This is a genomic window from Mycobacterium sp. SP-6446 (assembly GCF_001954045.1).
In the GTDB taxonomy this organism is placed as follows: domain Bacteria; phylum Actinomycetota; class Actinomycetes; order Mycobacteriales; family Mycobacteriaceae; genus Mycobacterium.
In genome coordinates, this window is sequence record NZ_MBEM01000016.1 from 1 (window position 1) to 18,803 (window position 18,803).

Annotated in this window: 18 protein-coding genes and 1 pseudogene; 13 read left to right on the plus strand and 6 right to left on the minus strand. The window is 66.3% G+C overall.

From position 1 onward, the window contains the following. The 3 genes and pseudogenes from A5736_RS01380 to cysK form a co-directional block, all read right to left on the minus strand. Positions 1–246, minus strand: a pseudogene (locus tag A5736_RS01380) (NAD-dependent malic enzyme); the annotation flags it as partial. Between the two features lie 20 nt (positions 247–266). Further along, positions 267–950 carry a serine O-acetyltransferase gene (gene cysE, locus A5736_RS01385; RefSeq protein WP_076124345.1) on the minus strand — a complete coding sequence of 228 codons (684 nt, stop codon included), beginning with the start codon at positions 948–950 and terminating at the stop codon, positions 267–269. A gap of 2 nt (positions 951–952) precedes the next feature. Beyond that, the gene (gene cysK / locus A5736_RS01390; protein ID WP_076244095.1) at positions 953–1,885 is read right to left on the minus strand and encodes a cysteine synthase A; all 933 of its coding nucleotides are present in this window, start codon (positions 1,883–1,885) and stop codon (positions 953–955) included. A gap of 682 nt (positions 1,886–2,567) precedes the next feature. Here cysK and A5736_RS01395 point away from each other — a divergent pair. Genes A5736_RS01395 through A5736_RS01445 form a run of 11 tightly spaced genes read left to right on the plus strand, consistent with a single transcriptional unit; the run spans position 2,568 to position 13,240 of the window. Further along, a complete protein-coding gene (locus A5736_RS01395) occupies positions 2,568–3,335 on the plus strand; it encodes an ABC transporter permease (RefSeq protein ID WP_076244097.1) in 768 nt (255 codons plus the stop codon). Beyond that, complete coding sequence (locus A5736_RS01400; RefSeq protein ID WP_076244099.1) at positions 3,332–4,180, plus strand: ABC transporter permease; 849 nt, start codon at positions 3,332–3,334, stop codon at positions 4,178–4,180. Before A5736_RS01395 ends, A5736_RS01400 begins: the two co-directional genes overlap by 4 nt. A 5-nt stretch (positions 4,181–4,185) precedes the next feature. Next, positions 4,186–5,451, plus strand: coding sequence for an MCE family protein (locus A5736_RS01405; RefSeq protein WP_076244101.1), 1,266 nt, complete (start codon positions 4,186–4,188; stop codon positions 5,449–5,451). Between the two features lie 11 nt (positions 5,452–5,462). Beyond that, complete coding sequence (locus A5736_RS01410) at positions 5,463–6,479, plus strand: MCE family protein (protein ID WP_371328348.1); 1,017 nt, start codon at positions 5,463–5,465, stop codon at positions 6,477–6,479. Then, complete coding sequence (locus A5736_RS01415) at positions 6,476–7,651, plus strand: MCE family protein (RefSeq protein WP_139333058.1); 1,176 nt, start codon at positions 6,476–6,478, stop codon at positions 7,649–7,651. The genes A5736_RS01410 and A5736_RS01415 overlap by 4 nt, the downstream gene beginning before the upstream one ends. A gap of 2 nt (positions 7,652–7,653) precedes the next feature. Then, positions 7,654–8,970, plus strand: coding sequence for an MCE family protein (locus A5736_RS01420; protein ID WP_139333059.1), 1,317 nt, complete (start codon positions 7,654–7,656; stop codon positions 8,968–8,970). Then, a complete protein-coding gene (locus A5736_RS01425; RefSeq protein WP_076244104.1) occupies positions 8,967–10,088 on the plus strand; it encodes a virulence factor Mce family protein in 1,122 nt (373 codons plus the stop codon). The genes A5736_RS01420 and A5736_RS01425 overlap by 4 nt, the downstream gene beginning before the upstream one ends. After that, positions 10,088–11,557, plus strand: coding sequence for an MCE family protein (locus tag A5736_RS01430; protein WP_076244106.1), 1,470 nt, complete (start codon positions 10,088–10,090; stop codon positions 11,555–11,557). The genes A5736_RS01425 and A5736_RS01430 overlap by 1 nt, the downstream gene beginning before the upstream one ends. Before the next feature lie 15 nt (positions 11,558–11,572). Next, a complete protein-coding gene (locus A5736_RS01435; protein WP_076244108.1) occupies positions 11,573–12,136 on the plus strand; it encodes an Mce protein in 564 nt (187 codons plus the stop codon). Continuing rightward, the gene (locus A5736_RS01440; protein WP_139333060.1) at positions 12,133–12,723 is read left to right on the plus strand and encodes a hypothetical protein; all 591 of its coding nucleotides are present in this window, start codon (positions 12,133–12,135) and stop codon (positions 12,721–12,723) included. Before A5736_RS01435 ends, A5736_RS01440 begins: the two co-directional genes overlap by 4 nt. A gap of 10 nt (positions 12,724–12,733) precedes the next feature. After that, positions 12,734–13,240 carry a CAP domain-containing protein gene (locus A5736_RS01445; protein ID WP_076244110.1) on the plus strand — a complete coding sequence of 169 codons (507 nt, stop codon included), beginning with the start codon at positions 12,734–12,736 and terminating at the stop codon, positions 13,238–13,240. A gap of 16 nt (positions 13,241–13,256) precedes the next feature. Here A5736_RS01445 and A5736_RS01450 read toward each other — a convergent pair whose 3' ends face one another. After that, complete coding sequence (locus A5736_RS01450; RefSeq protein WP_076244112.1) at positions 13,257–13,538, minus strand: hypothetical protein; 282 nt, start codon at positions 13,536–13,538, stop codon at positions 13,257–13,259. 100 nt (positions 13,539–13,638) lie between these two features. Between A5736_RS01450 and A5736_RS01455 the strand changes: the two genes are divergently transcribed. Then, the gene (locus tag A5736_RS01455) at positions 13,639–14,106 is read left to right on the plus strand and encodes an LppP/LprE family lipoprotein (RefSeq protein ID WP_076244123.1); all 468 of its coding nucleotides are present in this window, start codon (positions 13,639–13,641) and stop codon (positions 14,104–14,106) included. A 23-nt stretch (positions 14,107–14,129) separates the two neighbouring features. Here the strand turns inward: A5736_RS01455 and A5736_RS01460 are convergent, their stop codons facing one another. Beyond that, positions 14,130–16,073, minus strand: coding sequence for an acyl-CoA dehydrogenase (locus A5736_RS01460; RefSeq protein ID WP_076244114.1), 1,944 nt, complete (start codon positions 16,071–16,073; stop codon positions 14,130–14,132). A gap of 94 nt (positions 16,074–16,167) precedes the next feature. Between A5736_RS01460 and A5736_RS01465 the strand changes: the two genes are divergently transcribed. Continuing rightward, positions 16,168–16,896, plus strand: a complete 729-nt coding sequence (locus A5736_RS01465) for a VIT1/CCC1 transporter family protein (RefSeq protein ID WP_076244116.1) — start codon at positions 16,168–16,170, stop codon at positions 16,894–16,896. On the opposite strand, the gene A5736_RS01470 is transcribed toward A5736_RS01465, so the two are convergent. Beyond that, positions 16,891–18,747 carry an ATP-binding cassette domain-containing protein gene (locus A5736_RS01470; protein ID WP_083667098.1) on the minus strand — a complete coding sequence of 619 codons (1,857 nt, stop codon included), beginning with the start codon at positions 18,745–18,747 and terminating at the stop codon, positions 16,891–16,893. The genes A5736_RS01465 and A5736_RS01470 overlap by 6 nt on opposite strands. Between the last annotated feature and the right edge of the window lie 56 nt (positions 18,748–18,803).

Below are 18,803 nucleotides of genomic sequence, written 5' to 3' on the forward strand. Positions count from 1 at the left end.
CTTGTAGTACAGCAGTTCGTGACGGTAGTGCAGCTGCTCGAGGAGCAGATTGCGCCCCAGATCCGTTGCGAGGCTTTGCAATTGACGCCACACGCGATCGGCTTGTTGATCGAGCGTGAGCACGGCCGACGGAAGGCGGCCGGTGAGGCCCAAGCGTCGCCGCTGCTCGTGGGTGAAGCCCACCCCGCGATTGAGGCTCGGCGCGGCCAACGCGGCCGGGATGTGCGGCGTGCAGGGATCGCTCATCACAACCTCCAGGCCTGGTGTCAGATGGAGAAGTCCTCGCCGTGCCACACCCCGGCCTCGGGTGGCCGGATCACGCGGCCGTTCTGCGGGCCCTCGCCCGAAGCCTCCAGCTTGGCCACCCTGGTGAGCAGGGATTGCAGGCTGACCCCGACGAGGTCGGGCATCATCGAGTCGTCCGGGGTGCCCCGGCCGGCGCGGCTGATGACCTGCCCGGGGACCCCGACGACCACCGAACTCGACGGCACCGGCTTCACCACCACCGCGTTGGCCCCGATCCGGCTGTCGTCGCCGATTTTGATCGCGCCGAGGATCTTGGCGCCCGCGCCGATGGTCACGCGGTCGCCGACGGTGGGATGGCGTTTCCCGGTATCCGCGCCGCTGCCGCCGAGGGTGACGCCGTGGTACATGTGGACGTCCTCGCCCACCTCGGCGGTTTCCCCGATCACCACGCCGGTCGCGTGGTCGATGAACAGGCCGGGGCCGAGGGTCGCGGCGGGGTGGATGTCGACCCCGGTGAAAATGCGGGTGAGCTCGGCGAACGTCCGCGCCGCCAATCTCGCGCCCCTGTTCCACAGCCAATGGCTGATCCGGTGGCCCCAGATGGCGTGCACGCCGGGGTAGGCGAAGATGACCTGCAGCGTGGTGGGCCTCGCGGGATCGCGCTCCCGGGCCGCCCGTATGTCGCGCCGCATCGCTGCGAACATGGCTAGTCCGCCACGTCGGCGAACAACGGCGTGCTCAGGTAGCGCTCGCCGAAGTCGGGGAGCACGACGACGACCAGCTTGCCGGCGTTCTCGGGCCGGCGCGCCACCTGCAGGGCCGCCACGGCGGCGGCCCCCGAGGAGATGCCGACCAGCAGCCCCTCTTCGGCGGCCAACCGCCGGGCCAGGTTCAGCGAGTCTTCGTTGCCGACCGTGATCACCTCGTCGACCAGATCCATATCGAGGACCGCCGGGACGAATCCGGCGCCTATGCCCTGGATCGGGTGGGGTCCCTTCTGTCCGCCGGACAGCACCGGCGACGCGGCCGGTTCGACGGCGACGAATTGCGCCGACGGCTTGCGTTCCTTGATGACCTGGGCGACGCCGGTAATGGTCCCGCCGGTGCCGATCCCGGACACGAAGATGTCGACCTTGCCGTCGGTGTCGCGCCAGACCTCCTCGGCGGTGGTCGCGCGGTGTATCGCCGGGTTGGCCAGATTCTCGAACTGCTGTGGCACGAAATAGCGCTGGTCGGTCTTGGCCAGCTCCTCGGCCTTGGCAATCGCGCCCGGCATACCGTCCGGCCCCGGGGTCAGGACGAGTTCGGCGCCGTAGGCGCGCAGCAGCATCCGCCGCTCGATGCTCATCGTCTCGGGCATGGTCAGCACGCATCGGTAGCCGCGGGCCGCGCACACCATTGCCAGCGCGATGCCGGTGTTCCCGCTCGTCGGCTCGAGGATGATCGTGTCCGGCTTGATCAGACCGGCCTTTTCGGCCGCATCCAGCATGGCCACCCCGATGCGGTCCTTCACGCTGTTGGCCGGGTTGAACGATTCCAGCTTGGCGACGACGTCGGCCACGGCGCCCTCGGTGACCCGGCGCAGCCGCACCAGCGGCGTGTTTCCGATCAGCTGTGTGACATCCTCGGCGATGCTCATGAAACTTCTTCCTTAGGCGACGGTGGTGCGGGACTGATCGGATCTGCCAGTTGACGATGCGCCCGGTGCCGGACGTAGTCCTTCAGTGACGCCGAGCGTCAATGGGATTGGCACCTGAAATGGTCCTATGAGTTCGGATTCGGCGGTTGCTTCGGTTGTTTTTGGGTTCGTCGATGTCCCGAAAGACTTTTGCTCACCCACTGAGTAGGCAATTGTAGAGGTCTCGCGATTGGGTCTGGATTCCGGCTGCCGGCGGCCGGGCTGGCACCGCCTGCATCCCTTCGTGGGCGGCGCAATTGCGTTCACCCTGAATCGAACACTTGCTTTCGGCCTGACTTCTCCGAACTGTGAGCTTCGACAGCGACTGCCGAACGGTCGGCGGTCGCGGATGCGCGAGTAGGTTCCGACATGGCGGAAAGAAATCCGCACGGCCTTGCTGTGGTCGCCCGCGCGCCACCCGGTCTTGCGCAGACCCCATCTGAACGCGGCGGCGGACGTTCGCCGCATTGACCAGATTTCTTCTGATTGATTGCAACCCTGACGCCGGGCATCGCTTTGCCCGTAAGTTGCGGCAATGTTCCATGCGCGCAACAGACGATGCCGTCCGCATGTAAACAACGCTTACCCGTTACCGCGCAACTGATTACGAGCGGGTGAACGGTATTACGGAATTGGGGGACGGATGAACGCCACCGCCGTGGCAAGGCCCATAAATGCGCTGGGTCAGTTCTTCGTGCTCAGCATCGAGTCATTGGTTGCCGTGGTGCGAGGGCCGTGGGCGTGGCGCGAACTCTTGGAACAGATCTGGTTTGTCGCCAGGGTCTCGATCTTTCCGACGATCATGCTGTCGATCCCGTACACCGTGCTCATCGTGTTCGTCCTGAACATCCTGCTCGTCGAGATCGGCGCCGGCGATCTCTCGGGTGCCGGGGCGGCGCTCGCATCGGTGACCCAAGTTGGGCCCGTCGTCACCGCGATGGCCGTCGCCGGTGCGGGCTCGACGGCGATGTGCGCCGACCTGGGCGCGCGCACCATCCGCGAGGAAATCGACGCGATGAAGGTGATCGGCGTCAATCCCGTTCAGGCCCTGGTGGTTCCGCGGATCATTGCCGCGACGTTCGTGGCGTTGTTGCTGTACTCGGTGGTCGCCGTGACCGGCCTGACGGGAAGCTACATCTTCGTGGTCTTCGTTCAGCACGTCACGCCGGGCGCATTCATCGCCGGGATGACACTGGTCACCGGGCTTCCGCAGGTGGTGATTTCGCTCATCAAGGCGACGCTGTTCGGGTTGTCCGCCGGCCTAATCGCTTGCTACAAGGGTCTATCCGTGGGCGGCGGCCCCACCGGCGTCGGGAACGCGGTGAACGAGACCGTGGTGTTTTCGTTCATGGCCCTGTTCTTCATCAACATCGTGGTCACTGCGCTCGGGGTAAAGGTGACCGCGAAATGAGTGACCTCGCGGGCGAACAGACGTGGGTCCCCAACCTCGGACCCCGGCTCGTCGCCGCCATCCGGAGGCTGGGCGAACAGACGGCGTTCTACGGCCAATCCTTGGCCTCCACCGGCGACGCGGTACGGCGCTACCCGGGGGAACTGCTGAGGCTGATCGCCGACATGGGAATGGGTACAGGCGCTCTCGCGGTGATCGGCGGCACCGTCGGCATCATCGGCTTCCTCACACTGACCACCGGCGCCCTCGTCGCCGTACAGGGCTACGACACCCTGTCCAACATCGGAGTCGAGGCGCTGACCGGATTCCTGTCAGCGTTCTTCAACGTCCGGATGATCGCGCCATGCACGGCCGGGGTGGCGCTGGCCGCCACCATCGGTGCCGGCACCACGGCGCAGCTGGGCGCGATGCGCATCAACGAGGAGATCGACGCGCTCGAAGTGATGGGGATCCGCTCGATCACCTATCTGGCGTCCACCCGGATCATCGCCGGGATCCTCGTCGTCATCCCCCTGTACGCGGTTGCCGTGCTGATGTCGTTCTTCGCGGCCAAATTCGGCACGATCTACATCTACGGCCAGTCGCGCGGCGTGTACGAGCACTACTTCTCCACGTTCCTGCGTCCCACCGACCTGTTTTGGTCGTTTTTGGCGGCGCTGACGATGGCCGCGGGCGTGATGGTCGTGCACACCTATTACGGCTTCACCGCGACGGGCGGCCCCGCCGGGGTGGGGGAGGCGGTCGGTCGGTCCGTGCGGTCGTCGATGATCGTCACCGCCTTTGTGTGCCTGATGATTTCGCTGTCCATCTACGGGCAATCCGGCAACTTCAACCTGTCGGGATGACTACGATGAGTACCGACCGCCGCAGGCATAGCAAGGGCAACAGCACCCGCCGGGGCAAGCTCGACCCGATCTGGTGGGCGCCAACGTTGTTTCTTCTGGTCGCCGGACTGATCGTGCTTACCGCCGCGTCGTTCTCGGGCACGTTCCGCCCATCCATCCCGCTCACGCTGGAGTCGGACCGGGCGGGACTGGTCATGGAACCCGGCGCGAAGGTGAAGCTGCGCGGCGTACAGATCGGCCAGGTCGCGTCGATCGGCACCGACGTGAAAGCGGCCCAGCTGCGGCTGAAAATGGACCCGGGCCCCTTCAAATATCTGCCGAGCAACATCGAGGCGGAGATCAAATCGACCACGGCGTTCGGGTCGAAGTATGTCGATCTGATCGTGCCCGAGCACCCCAGCGCCGCGGCGCTGCGGCCCGGCGCGGTGCTGCGCTCACGCAACGTCACCGTAGAAGTCAACACGGTGTTCGAAAACCTGCAGTCCGTGGTCCAGGCGCTTGACCCGGCGAAGCTCAACGCGATCTTGTCGGCCTTCGCGCAGTCGGTGCGCGGCAAGGGCGACCGGATTGGGCAGGCGGTCACCGACGCGAACAACCTGCTGCTTGCCGTCAACCCCAGGATGGGAACGATCCAGCGGGACTGGCGGTTGTTCGGCAAGACATCGACCGCCTATTCCGATGCGGCACAGGATATCCTGTCGATCCTCGACTCGGCGTCGACCTCGAGCGCCACCCTTACCGAAAACCAGCGGTCACTGGACACGCTGCTGTTGTCGGCGGTGGGCTTCAGTCAGGCCGGCATCAACGTGCTCGGCAACAGCGAATCCAACATCGTGCGTTCGGTCAACCTGCTCGATCCGACGACCGCGCTGCTCAACAAATACTCGCCGACCTACACCTGCTTGTTCCAGGGCGCGCAATGGTACGTCGACCACGGTGGCCGAGACGCGTTGGGCGGCAATGGCTATTCGGTGATCCTGGACGCGGCCCTCCTGTTCGGCGACGACCCGTACCGATACCCGAAGCATCTGCCGAAGGTCAATGCGACGGGCGGTCCCGGCGGCAGGCCGAGCTGCGGTTCGTTGCCCGATCCGAGTGCGAACTTCCCGGTTCGTGCTCTGGTCACCGACACCGGCTGGGGCGCCGCGCCGAACGAGATCCGCACCAACGTGGCCGCCGGTAATCCATGGTGGGCCAACTACTTCCCGACCACCAAGAACCCTCCCGAGGCGCCGCGCTACTTCTGGCGCGGGGGGCAGCCGCCGCCATGAGAAGACGAAAGATGTCCGCCGTGATCGTCCGGGTGGCGCTGTTCACGGTGATCTGCCTGGTATTCACGTTCGCGCTGATCGCGGTGTTCGGCCAGTTGCGTTTCGAGGACCGCACGGGCTATCAAGCGGTCTTCACCAACATATCCGGCCTGAAGTCCGGCAATTTCGTCCGCATCGCCGGGGTCGAAGTCGGCAAGGTCGGCGACCTCACGCTGCATCACGACGGCACGGTGACCGTCGGTTTCGCGGTCGACAGGGGAGTGCGGCTCACGGAGGGCACCAAAGCCGTTGTGCGGTACGAAAACCTGATCGGCGACCGGTATCTCGCCCTCGAAGAGGGCGCCGGCGCGCCACGTCGGTTGACGCCCGGCGCGACGATTCCGATGGCGCGGACGTCGCCGGCACTGGACATCGACGCGCTGATCGGCGGCTTCCGACCGTTGTTCCGCGCGCTGGATCCCGATCAGGTGAACGCGCTGTCCGGTGAGCTGCTGCGCATTTTCCAGGGTCAGGGCGGCACCCTCGCCTCGGTGCTGGCGCAGACCTCGATGCTGACCTCCACCCTGTCCGGGCGCAGCGAACTGATCGGCGAGCTGATCACGAACTTGAACACCGTGTTGCACACCTTCGCCACGCGCGACCACGAGTTCTCCGACGGCCTGGACAAGCTGTCGGCGCTCGTGGACGGCCTGGCGCAGCGCAAGACCGACATCTCCACCGGGCTGGCGTACATCAACGCGGCCGCCGGGTCGGTCGCCGACCTGCTGGTGCAGTCGCGCCAGCCGATCAAGGACGTGGTGCGCGAGACGGACCGGACGTCCAACCAGGTGCTCTCCGACCGCGAGTATTTCGACAACCTGCTCAAGGAGCTGCCCGACATCTATCAGGTCCTGGCCCGTCAGGGCCTGAACGGCGACTACTTCGGCTTCTACTTCTGCGAAGTGTTGCTCAAGCTCAACGGCAAGGGCGGCAACCCGATCTTCGTCAAACTGATCGGCCAGCCGAGCGGGCGGTGCACGCCGCGATGAAGCGAATCAACATCAAACCGCTCAGCGATCGCAATCCCGTCCTGGTCGGCATTGTCGGCACGGTGATCGTGACGTGCGTCGTGATCGCCGCCTTCGAATACAACAAGTTGCCGTTCATCAAGAACACCAATGACTACTCGGCATACTTCTCCGAGGCCGGCGGCATCAAAACCGGTAGCACGGTTCGGGTTTCGGGCATGGGTGTCGGGAGGGTCTCGGAGATTCGCCTGGACGGCACCAAGGTCCGGGTCGGGTTCACCGTCCGTAAGGACATTCAGCTGGGCGACCGCACGGAAGCGGCGATCAAGACCGAGACCATTCTGGGCAGCAAGATGCTCGAGCTCACGTCGCGCGGCAACGGGAGCCTGACGGGACCCATCCCGCTGGAGCGCACCCGGTCGCCGTACGACCTGCCCGACGCGCTGGGTGACCTGACGACCACCATCAGCGGTTTGGACACCGCCCAATTATCGTCCGCGCTAACGACATTGGCGAACACCTTCAAGGAAACCCCACCGGATCTCAAACCCGCGCTGCAGGGGGTGGCCAGGTTCTCGGAGACCCTGAACAGCCGCGACGCGCAATTGCGCAGCCTGCTGGGGAATGCCAACAAGATCTCGGCGGTGCTGGGCAAGCGCAGCCAACAGATCGCCACCCTGGTCGCCAATTCCAACGCCCTGCTGGCGGCGCTGCTGGACGAACGGGATTCACTCGACGCTTTGATGAACAACCTCACCGCGGTGTCACACCAGATCTCGGGACTGGTCAAGGACAACAGGACTCAACTCAAGCCGGCCCTCGACAAGCTCAACGGGGTGCTCGAGGTCCTCGACAACCGCAAAGAAGACCTGCAACGAACCCTGCCCAAGTTCAAGCGGTACGCGATGTCGTTTGGCGAATGCCTGGGTTCCGGACCATTTTTCAAGGCCTATGTGGCGAACCTGATTCCCGGCCAGCTCAGCGGCCCCGTTCTCGACGCCGACATGTATGACCGGGTCTTGGATCCGAACCAGAAGCTGCCGTCGGAGGCGGTCGACCCGCCGACCGGGACTCCACCCGTGCCGCCGGAGAACGCCCCGGTCCCGTTGTGGTCCCAGCCGCCGTCACCGCCGCCGTCGACACCGCCGGTCCGGATCGTCCCCCCGCCCGCCCACCAGCCCGACGGGCCGTGAACATGAACCGTCGCAACTTACAGATCCTGGCCGCCGTCAGCCTTGCGGCCACGCTGACGATTTCTTCGGTGATCGTCGGCGTGAAGCTCTGGAGCACCGTCGAAAAGAGCACGTACTCGGCATATTTCGCCGAGACCAACGGCCTGTTCGTGGGCGACGAGATCCGCATCCTGGGTGTCGCGGTCGGTGTGGTGGACAAGATCGAGCCGCAACCCACCAGTTCCAAGGTGACGTTCTCGGTCGACAAGCAGTATGCGGTGCCCGCCGACGCCCGCGCCGCGATCCTGTCGCCGTCACTGGTGACCTCGCGCGCGATCCAACTCGTCCCGGCGTACTCCGGCGGGCCCAAACTGAGCCCCGGCGCGTCGATCCCGCTCAACCGCACCGCGGTACCGGTCGAATGGGACGACTTTCGCAAGCAGCTGGAAAAACTGACCGGCGCGCTGCAACCGACGGCCCCGGGCGGCGTGAACTCGGTGGGCGAATTCATCAACTCCGCCGCCGACAACCTGCGCGGCGAGGGGGACACCGCCCGCGACACCGTACTCAAGCTCTCCGAAGCGATTTCGGCGCTCGGCGATCACGCCGACGACATCTTCAGCACGGTGCGCAATCTGCAGCTGCTGGTGTCGGCGCTGTACTCCAGCAGCGACCTGTTGGCCTCGTTCAACCAGAACCTCGCCAGCGTGACGACGGTGCTGTCGAACACACCCAACGAGGTCGCCAACGCGGTGAAGGGACTCGACCAGGCCCTGGGAGACGTGCGCGACTTCCTCGCCGAAAACCGGGAAACAATGGGTGTCACGTTCGACCGGATGGGTTCCATTACCACCGCGCTGAACGACAGCCGTGGTGACATCAAGCAGATCCTGCACATCGCCCCAACGGTTTTCCAGAACTTCCTCAACATCTATCAGCCGGCCCAGAGCGCGATGACCGGCATCATCGCGCTGAACAACTTCGCCGACATCCCGCAGTGGATCTGCAGCTCGATCGAGGCGGCGTCGCGCGCGCGGCTGGCCCGGGTGTCAAAGCTGTGCCTGCAGTACGTGGAGCCGGTCATCAAGAACCGCATCTACAACTACATCCCGGCGGGGCTCAACCCGTTCGTCGGGACGCAGGCCCGGCCGGACGAGATCACCTACAGCGAGGACTGGCTGCGGCCCGGCTACACGCCCCCCGCGGCGCCCCCACCGCCCGAGGCGCCCGCACCGCCGGACGCGGCGCCGCCCGCCGAGGCGCCGCCTCCACCGCCGAACGGCACGATCAGCTCGACCCAGGTGCTGCAGAACCTGATGCTTCCGGCGGGGCCATCATGAGACGCGCGATAGCCGCGGGGCTGGGAGCGATATGCGTTGCCGCGCTTGCGGGTTGCGGATGGCGGGGCTTGAACTCGTTCACCCTGCCCGGCACCGCCGGCGGGGGCCCGGGCTCCTACACGATCCAGGCGCAGATGCCGGACGTGGTCACCATCCAGGAGAACACCCGCGTTCGCGTCGACGACGTCAACGTCGGCAACGTCACCAAGATCGAGCTGCAGGACTGGCATGCGCTGGTCACCATGCGCATCAACGGCGACGTCCGCCTGCCGGCCAATTCGACCGCCAAGCTCGGGCAGACCAGCCTGCTCGGGTCGATGCATATCGAGCTCGCGCCGCCCAAGGACGAGCCGCCGTCCGGCCAACTGACCAACGGATCGGTCATCCCGCTGGCGCGCGCGAGCCTGTATCCGAGCACCGAGCAGACGCTGGCCTCGGTGTCAATCCTGCTCAACGGCGGGGGAATTGCGCAGTTGCAGGAGATCAACCAGTCGATCGCCAAGGCGTTCGCCGGCCGGGAAAACGACATGCGCAGCCTGCTGGGCCAGTTGGACGAGTTCATCGCGCGCACCAACGATCAGACCGACGACATCATCGCCGCCGCCGAGAATCTGAACTCGCTGGCGGGTCAGGTGGCCGACAAGGATCCGGTTGTCGACAAGGCGTTGACGACGGTGCCCAAAGCCCTCGCGGTGCTGGCCGACCAGCGCACCAAGATCGCCGACGCGATCGATCAGCTGGGCAAGTTCAGCGCGTTGGCGGCCGACACCATCCACCAAAGCCGGGAATCCCTGGTGAACAACCTGCGCAATATCGAGCCAGTGCTGCGCTCGCTCGCCGATGCGGGTCCGGCGCTCACCAGGGGTCTGGACGGCTTGGCGGCCTACCCGTGGCCCGCGTCCACCGTGCGCAATTGGTTCCGCGGTGACTACGCCAATCTCACCCTGGTCGTCGATTTGACGTTGAGCCGCATCGACCAGGGGCTGTTCACCGGGTCACGATGGGAAGGCAATCTCACCCGACTCGAACTGCAGTGGGGACGCACGATCGGCATGCAGCCGAGCCCGGCCACCGCCGGAAACCCGCTGACCTATCCCTACCACAGCGGGGGATACTGATGCTGCGCCTCAATCGCAGGACCTGGATCCAGTTGGCCGCGTTGTCGCTGGTGACGGTGTTGTCGTGTGGCGCAATGGCATTCAACTTCATGAAGTTACCCGCGACAGTGTTCGGGATCGGGGAATACACCGTCACGGTCGATCTGCCCCAGTCGGGCGGCCTGTATGAGACTTCTGTTGTCACCTACCGGGGCACCGACGTCGGTCAGGTCAAGTCGGTCGACGTCACCGCCTCCGGGGTGCGCGCGGTGCTCGCTCTGCGATCCGGGGTCGAGGTGCCGTCCGACGTCCAGGCGTCGGTGCACAGCCGCTCGGCGATCGGTGAGCAATACATCGAACTGACGCCGCAGCCCGGCAGGGACGGCGAGCATTCCCGGTCGCTGCGTGCCGGCGACATCATTCCCGCCGGGCGGGTCGACGTGCCCGTCGACATCGGGCACCTGCTGGACCTGACCAACCGTGCGCTGCAGGCGATTCCGCGCGACAACCTGCGCACCGTGATCGACGAGAGCAACCGGGCGGTCGCCGGCCTGGGGCCCGAGCTGTCGCGGATCGTCGACGGGTCGACAGCGCTGGCCATCGCGGGAGGCCGGACCGTCGACCCGCTCGCCACCCTGATCGACCAATCGCCGCCGGTGCTCAACTCCCAGGTCCAGACGGCGGGCGCCATCGCAAGCTGGGCCGATCGCACCGCCGCCATCATGGCGCAATTCAAGGCGCAGGACGCCGCGGTGCGAGATCTCCTGACGCAGGGCGGTTCCGGGCTGGAGGAGGGTCGCGCGCTGCTCGACCGCGTGGCACCGGCGGTTCCGGTGTTGTTCGCCAACCTCGCGAGCCTCGGTGACATCGCGGTCGTCTACCGCCATGACATCGAACAGCTCCTGGTGCTGTTGCCGCAAGGCATCGCGGCGATGGCGGCGATCGTGGTGCCGAGCTCCAACACCAAACAGGAGTACCGGGGCGCCCAGTTGGACTTCAACCTCAACATGAACCTGCCGCCGCCTTGCACCACCGGGTATCTGCCGCCGACCCAGCGTCGCTCACCGGCCAGCGTCGACGCCCCGGACCGTCCTGCGGCGGACTTGTATTGCCGCCTGCCGCAGGACTCGGAGCTCCATGTCCGTGGGGTACGGAACATTCCGTGCGAGGCCAAGCCGTGGAAGCGGGCCCCGACGGTCGAGCTGTGTGAGAGCGACGAGGAGTACGTGCCGCTCAACGATGGCTATAACTGGAAGGGCGATCCGAACGCCACCACGACCGGCCAGGGCGTACCGCAGTATCCGCCGGGCCAGGACCCGCGGCTGCCACCGCCGCGCGGCACCGCGCCGTCGGCTCCGCCGCTTGCCGTCGCGACGTATGACCCGGCGACCGGCGACTACGTGGGACCCGACGGACGCCGCTATACCGAATCCGACCTGGCGCACCCGCGTGCCAAGAACTGGCAGTCGCTGTTGGTGCCGCCACCGTGAGAATGAAGGAGCAAGATGACCGACGAACCTGAAACCGCCGACGAAACGCAATCCGAAGGGCGGCTTTCCCGTTGGCGGAACCGATTCACCGGGCGGCGGCTTTCGGGTGCCGCATCGGTGTTGGTGGCGAGCGCGGTGATCCTGGCGACGCTGATCGGATTGGCCGGCTGGCTCGGGTACCGCGCGTACGAAAAGCACGAGGCCCAGGCGCAGCGCGACCTCTTCGTCCAGATCGCTCGACAGGGCGCGGTGAACCTCACCTCGATCAACTACACCGAGGTCGACGCCGACGTGCAGCGGATCCTCGATCTGGCCACTGGAGCGTTCCGCGATGACTTCGCCCAGCGATCCAAGCCTTTCATCGAGGTCGTCAAGGCGGCGCAATCGAAATCCGAAGGCACGGTCACCGATGCCGGGCTGGAATCCCAGCGAGGCGACGCCGCCCAGGTGCTGGTGGCCGTCGCGGTGAAGTCGCGGACCGCCGGGGGCGAGGAGGCGCCGCGGGAATGGCGCATGCGAATCGAGGTCCAGGCGGTCGGCGACGACGCCAAGGTGTCGAACGTGGTGTTCGTGCCATGACGACCCTCAGCGACAAGATCGAAGACACAGTCGTCGATATCGACGAACCGGAAGCCGTTGAGATCGACGAGGTTTCCGATGAAGAGCCCGACACCAGACGCCCGATCGCGTGGACGCGAGTGCTCGCCTACGGTGTGTTCCCCGGGCTGGCATTGCTGCTGGCGCTGGCGGCGGGCTATTTCAAGTGGGTGGACGGGTCGGCCGACGCCCTCGCGCTGGCCCGCACCGAATCGGCCCGGGTCGCAAGCGAAGACGCGGTCGCCCTGTTGTCGTACCAGGCGGATTCGGCGGACAAGGAGCTCGGCGCGGCGCGGGACCGGCTGACCGGCGAGTTCAAGGACGCTTACACCACGCTGACCCGCGAGGTCGTCATCCCTGGTGCGAAGGAAAGGCACATCTCGGCGGTCGCCAAAGTCGGCGCAGCAGCACCGGTTTCGGCAACCGCCAACCACGCCGTCGTCCTGTTGTTCGTGAACCAAACCGTGACCATCGGCAACGGCGCACCCACCGACACCCAACCCGTCATTCGGGTGACGCTGGACAAGGTCAACGGGCGATGGCTGGTTTCGCATTTCGATCCGGTGTGATGAGGGCCCCATGATCGTGTGGAAGCGCGGTAGCGCGGGGACGCTGTCGGTGGCCGTGATCCTCTGGGGAATAGCGGGATTGGCGACGCCCACCGCACACGCCGACAACAAGCGGCTCAACAGCGCCGTCGTCTCCGGCGTCTACACGCTGCAGCATCAGGCGGGCTGCACGAACGATGTCGTCAGGAACAACGCGCTGACGTTAGCCGCCGAGTGGCACGCGGATGACATGCTCAACAACCGGAATATCAACGACGACACCGGATCCGACGGATCGTCGCCGCAGGACCGCGCCAACGCCGCCGGCTTCCAGGGCAAGGCCGCCGAGACCGTGGCGATCAACCCGGCGATGTCGATCAGCAGCCTCGAGCTGATCAACCAGTGGTACCACAACTCCGATGCCATGGCGATCATCCGCGACTGCGCCAACACCGCGATCGGGGTGTGGTCGGAGAACAGCTTGGACCGCACCGTCGTGGTGGCGGTGTACGGGCAGCCGGCGCCGCGTAACCGCTGACACGCCAAGGCGGCATTTACGACGTGACGTAGTCCTTCGCCGCGTCGAGGTCCTCCACGACCTCAGCCGTGACTTCGCAGACGCACACGTGCTCGCCGCGGGGCAACCACCGGCGCAGCTGGGCATGGCGCCTGCGCAGCAGATGCTGTGCGTAAACCTTGTCGCATTGCGCCTGGGAAAACGCCATGTCCAGGTTGGTCGGCAGACCCGCCCAGTCCACCCGGTCGCGGCTTACCGCGCCATGCCGCCGCCCGCACTGCAACGGGCAGGCGGTCTTGTCGGCGTCTCTAGCTGCCACATCCGAAATGCTGCGACGGGGATGTTTCGGCCGAATGCGCCGTACGTTTCGGGCATATTACGGCTTTGGCTAAGCTCGCGCTGTGCGTCGTCGGCTGATCGTGATGCTGCTGATTCTGCTGACGACGGCTTGCGGCTCGAACGCTCCGGCACCCCGCGCGACGCCGGGTCAGAACTGCAAGGACTCCGACGGGCCCACGGCCGATACGCTGCGGCAGGCCATCGCCTCGGTTCCGATCATCGTTCCCGGCTCGACGTGGGTCGAAATCGCGCGCGGGCACACCCGTAAATGCCGGCTGTACTGGGTGCAGATCATCCCGACCATCGCCAGCGAAAACACGCCCCAGCAGTTGCTGTTCTTCGATCACAACACGCCGCTGGGCCCCGCGACGCCAAACCCGAAGCCGTACATCACCGTGCTGCCGCCCTCAGATGACACGATCACGGTCCAGTACCAGTGGCAGAAGGGCAACGATCAGCCCTGCTGCCCCACCGGAATGGGCACGGTGAAATTCCAGATCGGGCCTGACGGAAAGCTACGGGCGCTCGGGAAGATCCCCAACGAATAGCGTTGCCGCCCAAGCTCGGCGCCCTAGGAATCCGGCAGGTTCTCGGGATGCAGCATCTCGGCGTATCGCAGCGGTTCGGGGATGCCGAACCCGTCGACGAGTGTCTCGGCGTGCGGGCGCAGCGCGCGGCAGCGGTCGTTGATCCCCCGGGTGACCGCCTTGGCTCGGCCGGTGGACAGGTACCCGTGCTCGACATACCAGGCCTTGTCGTCCTCGATCACCGACAACGCGTAGAGGTCGCACACGAGCTCGAGCAGTTCGCGGGCGTCGTCGTCTTCGCACGCGTCGATCCCGGCGACGAAAGCTTCCAGCACCACCCGGTCGATGTGTGCGCTCGCCGCGTGCAGCACATGATCCTGCACGGCGTTGAACGCGTCGAACTCCGACATGTCTTTCGATTTGTCCCGCAGCCGGCGCGCGACCGAAGACAGCAAGTAGTCCTCGCGCTCCTCGAACATGTTGACCTGGGTGCCGCGGTTGAACAGGCTGCCCTCTTCCTCGCTGTCCTGCCGGGCATCGACGATTCTTTGCATAATCGCCTCGGCCGCAGTGCGTTTCATCACCCGCTCACCGACAGTGTTCGCGGCGAACCGCACCCATTCGACCGGGCTCATGCTGCGGATGTCGTCGGCGTAGGCGGTCAGCAGTTCCTTGGCCACCAGTTGGGTCAGCACATGGTTGTCGCCCTCGAACGTGGTGAACACGTCCGTGTCGCCGCGCAGCGCGATCAGCCGGTTCTCGGCCATGTAGCCGGCGCCGCCGCAAGCCTCGCGGGCCTCCTGAATGGCCTGCGACGCATGCCAGGTGTTGGCCGCCTTCAGCCCTGCGGCGCGGGCCTCCAGTTCGCGCTGCTCGTCGGCGTCGGGGTCATCCGCGGTCTGGACGTCGTGGCATTTGCTGACGAGCTCGTTCTGGGCGAACTGCAGGGCGTATGACTTCGCGATCAACGGAAACAGCCGGCGCTGATGCACCAGGTAATCCATGATCAGCACCTCGGAGTCGTCGTCGGGTGCGCTGAATTGCCTGCGCTGCAACGCATATCGGGTGGCGATGTCCAGCGCGACGCGGGCCGCCGCCCCGGCGCTGCCGCCCACCGTGATGCGGCCGCGAACCAGTGTGCCCAACATGGTGAAGAACCGCCGGTTGGGGTTGTCGATCGGGGAGCTGTACGTGCCGTCGGGGGCGACGTCGCCGTACTTGTTCAGCAGGTTCACCCGCGGGACCCGGACGTGGTCGAACACGATGCGGCCGTTGTCGACGCCGGGCAGCCCCCCCTTGTATTCGCAATCGGAGGTCGTGATCCCGGGCAGGTCATTGCCTTCGGCGTCGCGGATCGGGACCATCACGCAGTGCACGCCGTGGTTGACCGGCTTGCCGTCTTCGTTGGTGATCAATTGCGCGAAAACCGCTGCCATCGTGGCGGTTTGGGCGGCACCGCCGATGTAGTCCTTGCGGGCCGTCGGACTCGGGGAGTCGACGACGAACTCTTCGGTCTCGGGGTCGTAGGTGGCGGTGGTCTCCAGCGCCTGGACGTCGCTGCCGTGCCCGGTCTCCGTCATCGCGAAACAGCCGCGCAATTCGAGGCTGATGATCTGTTTGACGTAGGCCTCGTGGTGGCGCTCGGTGCCCAGGTTTTCCACGGCGCTGCCGAACAGCCCCCACTGCACCCCGGCCTTGACCATCAGCGACAGATCCGACATCGCGAGCATCTCGATCATCGTGATGGCCGCGCCGATGTCGCCGGTCCCGCCGTGCTCCTTGCGGAAGTTGTCGGCGGCGACACCGAACGCGGCCATGATCCTCATCTGCTCGGCAACCTTGGTGCGGGCGATCACCGTGTTCGGCGTGTAGTGCGGGCGGAACAGCTCCTCGGTCAGCGTCCCGCGCATGCGGTTCTTCACGTCCCGCCAACGCCCGTCCAACGTGTTGCGCAGATGTTCGGCAGTGCTACTCATGTCTGGCGCCATAGTGCGACGGTAACCCGCTGCTCGGGCCTTCGAAACAAGTCCTGAGACGCGGGCTGCCTAGCGGTGCGTCACGGCCCGCCGCTTAGATGGCGTCATGGCCCAGCCGGACACCCCGTCACAGCAACCCGACCCGGCGTACGACGTCGGGCACACCCATCCCGACATCAGCGGAGGCTGGTTGCGCGCGGCCACCTTTGGTGCGATGGACGGGCTGGTCAGCAACACCGGCCTGATCGCCGGCGTGGCCGCGGGCGAAAGTGCTCACGCCGTCACCGTCGCCGGTGTGGCCGGTTTGCTTGCCGGGGCATTTTCCATGGCACTCGGCGAGTACACGTCGGTGACGACGGCCAACGAGCAAATCGAATCCGAGGTCCACGTCGAACGCCGCGCGCTGCGCACCCGCCCGGAAGCCGAACGGGCCGAGCTGATCGGCATGCTCGTCGACCTCGGCCTGACCGAGAAAACCGCCCAGCTCGCCACCGATGAGATCCATCGCGACGAGAACCGCGCGGTCAACGTCCATCTGGTGCGGGAGACCGGCATCAATCCGGACGAGAAGCCGTCGGCCTGGGTAGCCGCGAGTTCCTCGTTCGTCATGTTCGCCGTCGGTGCGCTAATTCCCCTGATCCCTTACCTTCTCGGGTATGGGTCGCTGGCGACGGGAATGGCGTGCGGCGCGGCCGCGCTGCTCGTCGCCGGGGGCCTGACCGCCCGGTTCACCCGCAAGCCCATGTGGTGGGCGGCGTCTCGGCAGCTGCTCTTCGGCGCGGTCGCCGTCGCCGCGACGTACCTGCTCGGGTTGCTCGTCGCCGCGCTGTTATGAGGTAGGTGCCCGGTCCACCGGGTTGGGGGAGCGCAGCCGGTACAGGATGAACGCGATCCCGAGCACGCCGAAGCCGACGAGCATGATCATGTCGAACACCCACCAACCCGCATAGTGTGTCCACATCTCGGCATTGGCGGCCAGCGCGTCGATCCTGCGCAGATTCACGGTGGACGCCGAGGCGGCGAAGCCCCATTGGGCCGGGACAAACCACGAGATCTGCTGAAATCCCCACCTGCTCACCAGCTGCACCAGGCTTCCGTTGAACAGTACGGCTGCCAGGAGTAGCGGCAGCAGCAGCGGTACGACCTCCCGCAGCGACTTACCCAGCGCCGACAGCGCGAGCGCGGCGATGGCGGACACGATCGCGGTGACGGCGACGGCCACATAGAGCTCGACCGTGGCGTTGTGCAGCGCGGCGGCGCCGTGCACGGGAGCGCCTTTGCCGGCCACGACGATCGCGAACGTGATGGCCGTCAGAATGGCCGCGGCCACGCTGACGAAGATGATCTTGCCGGCCACGTAGGCCGGCGTCGACAGCCCGACAGCTTGCTCGCGCCGAAAGACGCGGCGCTCGCCGACCACCTCGCGGATGCCCAACGCGGTGCCGATGAGCACAGCGGAGATGTTGAGCGCCGCCAGGATCTCGATGGCCTCGTGCGGGTGGTGGCTGGCCGGATTCGGCTTGCCCAGGCCGGAATTGCCGGGAATCAGCAGTGTCAGCGCCGCCAATACGAACGGCAGCAAGAGCAGGAATACGGAGTAGACGCGGCTCGCGAATAGGAGGCGAACCTGGCGGCCGATCACCAATCGCATTTGCCGGCTCGCGCTGAGTCCGGCGGGCGGTGGCCATGGCGCTGCCACGGCCGGTGGAGGCACCGCTTGTTGGGGGACAGGAACCGCGCCGGGATCGGCGCTCACCTGCGCGAGGATCGTCGACCAGTCGGTGCTGCCCGTCAAAGACTGGATCTGCAGCGGGGTGCCGGCAAAGGCCATGGTGCCGCCGGCCGTGAGCACCACGACCTGGTCGCACATGTTGAGCCCCGCCAGCGATGTCCGCGAATTCATCGCCACCACGACGACACAACCGATGTCGGCCTGCCGTCGCAGCGCCGCCATCACGTGACTTTCCTGCCCCGCGTCCAGCCCGGCGCCCGGCTCGTCGACGACGAGCAGCGTCGGCCTGGTGGTGAGTTCGACCGCCAGCGCGGTGCATCGGCGCGCTTCGGGCGGCAGCTTGCTGATCCGGGTCGAGCGGTATGGCGTCAGTTCGAGTTCTTCGAGAATCTGGTCCACGACGCGGCGGCGGTGTTCGGGCAGGGTGTCCGGCGGGAGCCGTAGTTTGGTCGCGTAGTCGACCGCTCGTTCGACGGTGAGCTGCCGATGAAGGTCGTCGCGCGCGACTATTCCGATGCGGGTGCGCATCGACACGGGCTCGGCGTGCACGTCATGGTCGTCGACGGTGATCCGGCCGGAGCTGAGTTTCCTTGTGCCCGCGAGCATTCCGAGCAGCGCGGAGTTGCGTGCGGCCGACGGCCCGATCACCGCGGTCAATGTGCCCGGGCGCGCGGTGAACGAGACGTCCGTGAGCAACGCGCGCCCGTCGACGGCAAGCCCCAAATGCTGTGCGGCCACGCCGATCGTGCGCGCGCCGGCCTGCGTCGGCAGCCGAAACGTGGGCTCGGCCTGTTCGGTGCGAAAGGACGGAGCCGCGGCGCGCAGCTTTCGAGTTCTCATCCGCTCGATCAGGCCCGGCGCCCTTGGTTGCTCTGCCTCGCCAGCGGCGGCGGGAGCGGGCGGTGGCGGATGCACGGCCGGCGGCGGCTCGACCGGCGGCGCCGGGGCCGACATTCCGCTGGAGCAACTCGGGGGGCCGCCGCCGCAGGCGCCTCGCCCTGCGGTGATGC

Excerpts from the sequence above, each read along its gene's own strand:
- cysE (WP_076124345.1), bottom strand. The coding sequence starts at position 950 with ATGTTCGCAGCGATGCGGCGCGACATACGGGCGGCCCGGGAGCGCGAT.
- cysK (WP_076244095.1), bottom strand. The coding sequence starts at position 1,885 with ATGAGCATCGCCGAGGATGTCACACAGCTGATCGGAAACACGCCGCTG.
- A5736_RS01395 (WP_076244097.1), top strand. The coding sequence starts at position 2,568 with ATGAACGCCACCGCCGTGGCAAGGCCCATAAATGCGCTGGGTCAGTTC.
- A5736_RS01400 (WP_076244099.1), top strand. The coding sequence starts at position 3,332 with ATGAGTGACCTCGCGGGCGAACAGACGTGGGTCCCCAACCTCGGACCC.
- A5736_RS01405 (WP_076244101.1), top strand. The coding sequence starts at position 4,186 with ATGAGTACCGACCGCCGCAGGCATAGCAAGGGCAACAGCACCCGCCGG.
- A5736_RS01410 (WP_371328348.1), top strand. The coding sequence starts at position 5,463 with ATGTCCGCCGTGATCGTCCGGGTGGCGCTGTTCACGGTGATCTGCCTG.
- A5736_RS01415 (WP_139333058.1), top strand. The coding sequence starts at position 6,476 with ATGAAGCGAATCAACATCAAACCGCTCAGCGATCGCAATCCCGTCCTG.
- A5736_RS01420 (WP_139333059.1), top strand. The coding sequence starts at position 7,654 with ATGAACCGTCGCAACTTACAGATCCTGGCCGCCGTCAGCCTTGCGGCC.
- A5736_RS01425 (WP_076244104.1), top strand. The coding sequence starts at position 8,967 with ATGAGACGCGCGATAGCCGCGGGGCTGGGAGCGATATGCGTTGCCGCG.
- A5736_RS01430 (WP_076244106.1), top strand. The coding sequence starts at position 10,088 with ATGCTGCGCCTCAATCGCAGGACCTGGATCCAGTTGGCCGCGTTGTCG.
- A5736_RS01435 (WP_076244108.1), top strand. The coding sequence starts at position 11,573 with ATGACCGACGAACCTGAAACCGCCGACGAAACGCAATCCGAAGGGCGG.
- A5736_RS01440 (WP_139333060.1), top strand. The coding sequence starts at position 12,133 with ATGACGACCCTCAGCGACAAGATCGAAGACACAGTCGTCGATATCGAC.
- A5736_RS01445 (WP_076244110.1), top strand. The coding sequence starts at position 12,734 with ATGATCGTGTGGAAGCGCGGTAGCGCGGGGACGCTGTCGGTGGCCGTG.
- A5736_RS01460 (WP_076244114.1), bottom strand. The coding sequence starts at position 16,073 with ATGGCGCCAGACATGAGTAGCACTGCCGAACATCTGCGCAACACGTTG.
- A5736_RS01465 (WP_076244116.1), top strand. The coding sequence starts at position 16,168 with ATGGCCCAGCCGGACACCCCGTCACAGCAACCCGACCCGGCGTACGAC.
- A5736_RS01470 (WP_083667098.1), bottom strand. The coding sequence starts at position 18,747 with ATGTCGGCCCCGGCGCCGCCGGTCGAGCCGCCGCCGGCCGTGCATCCG.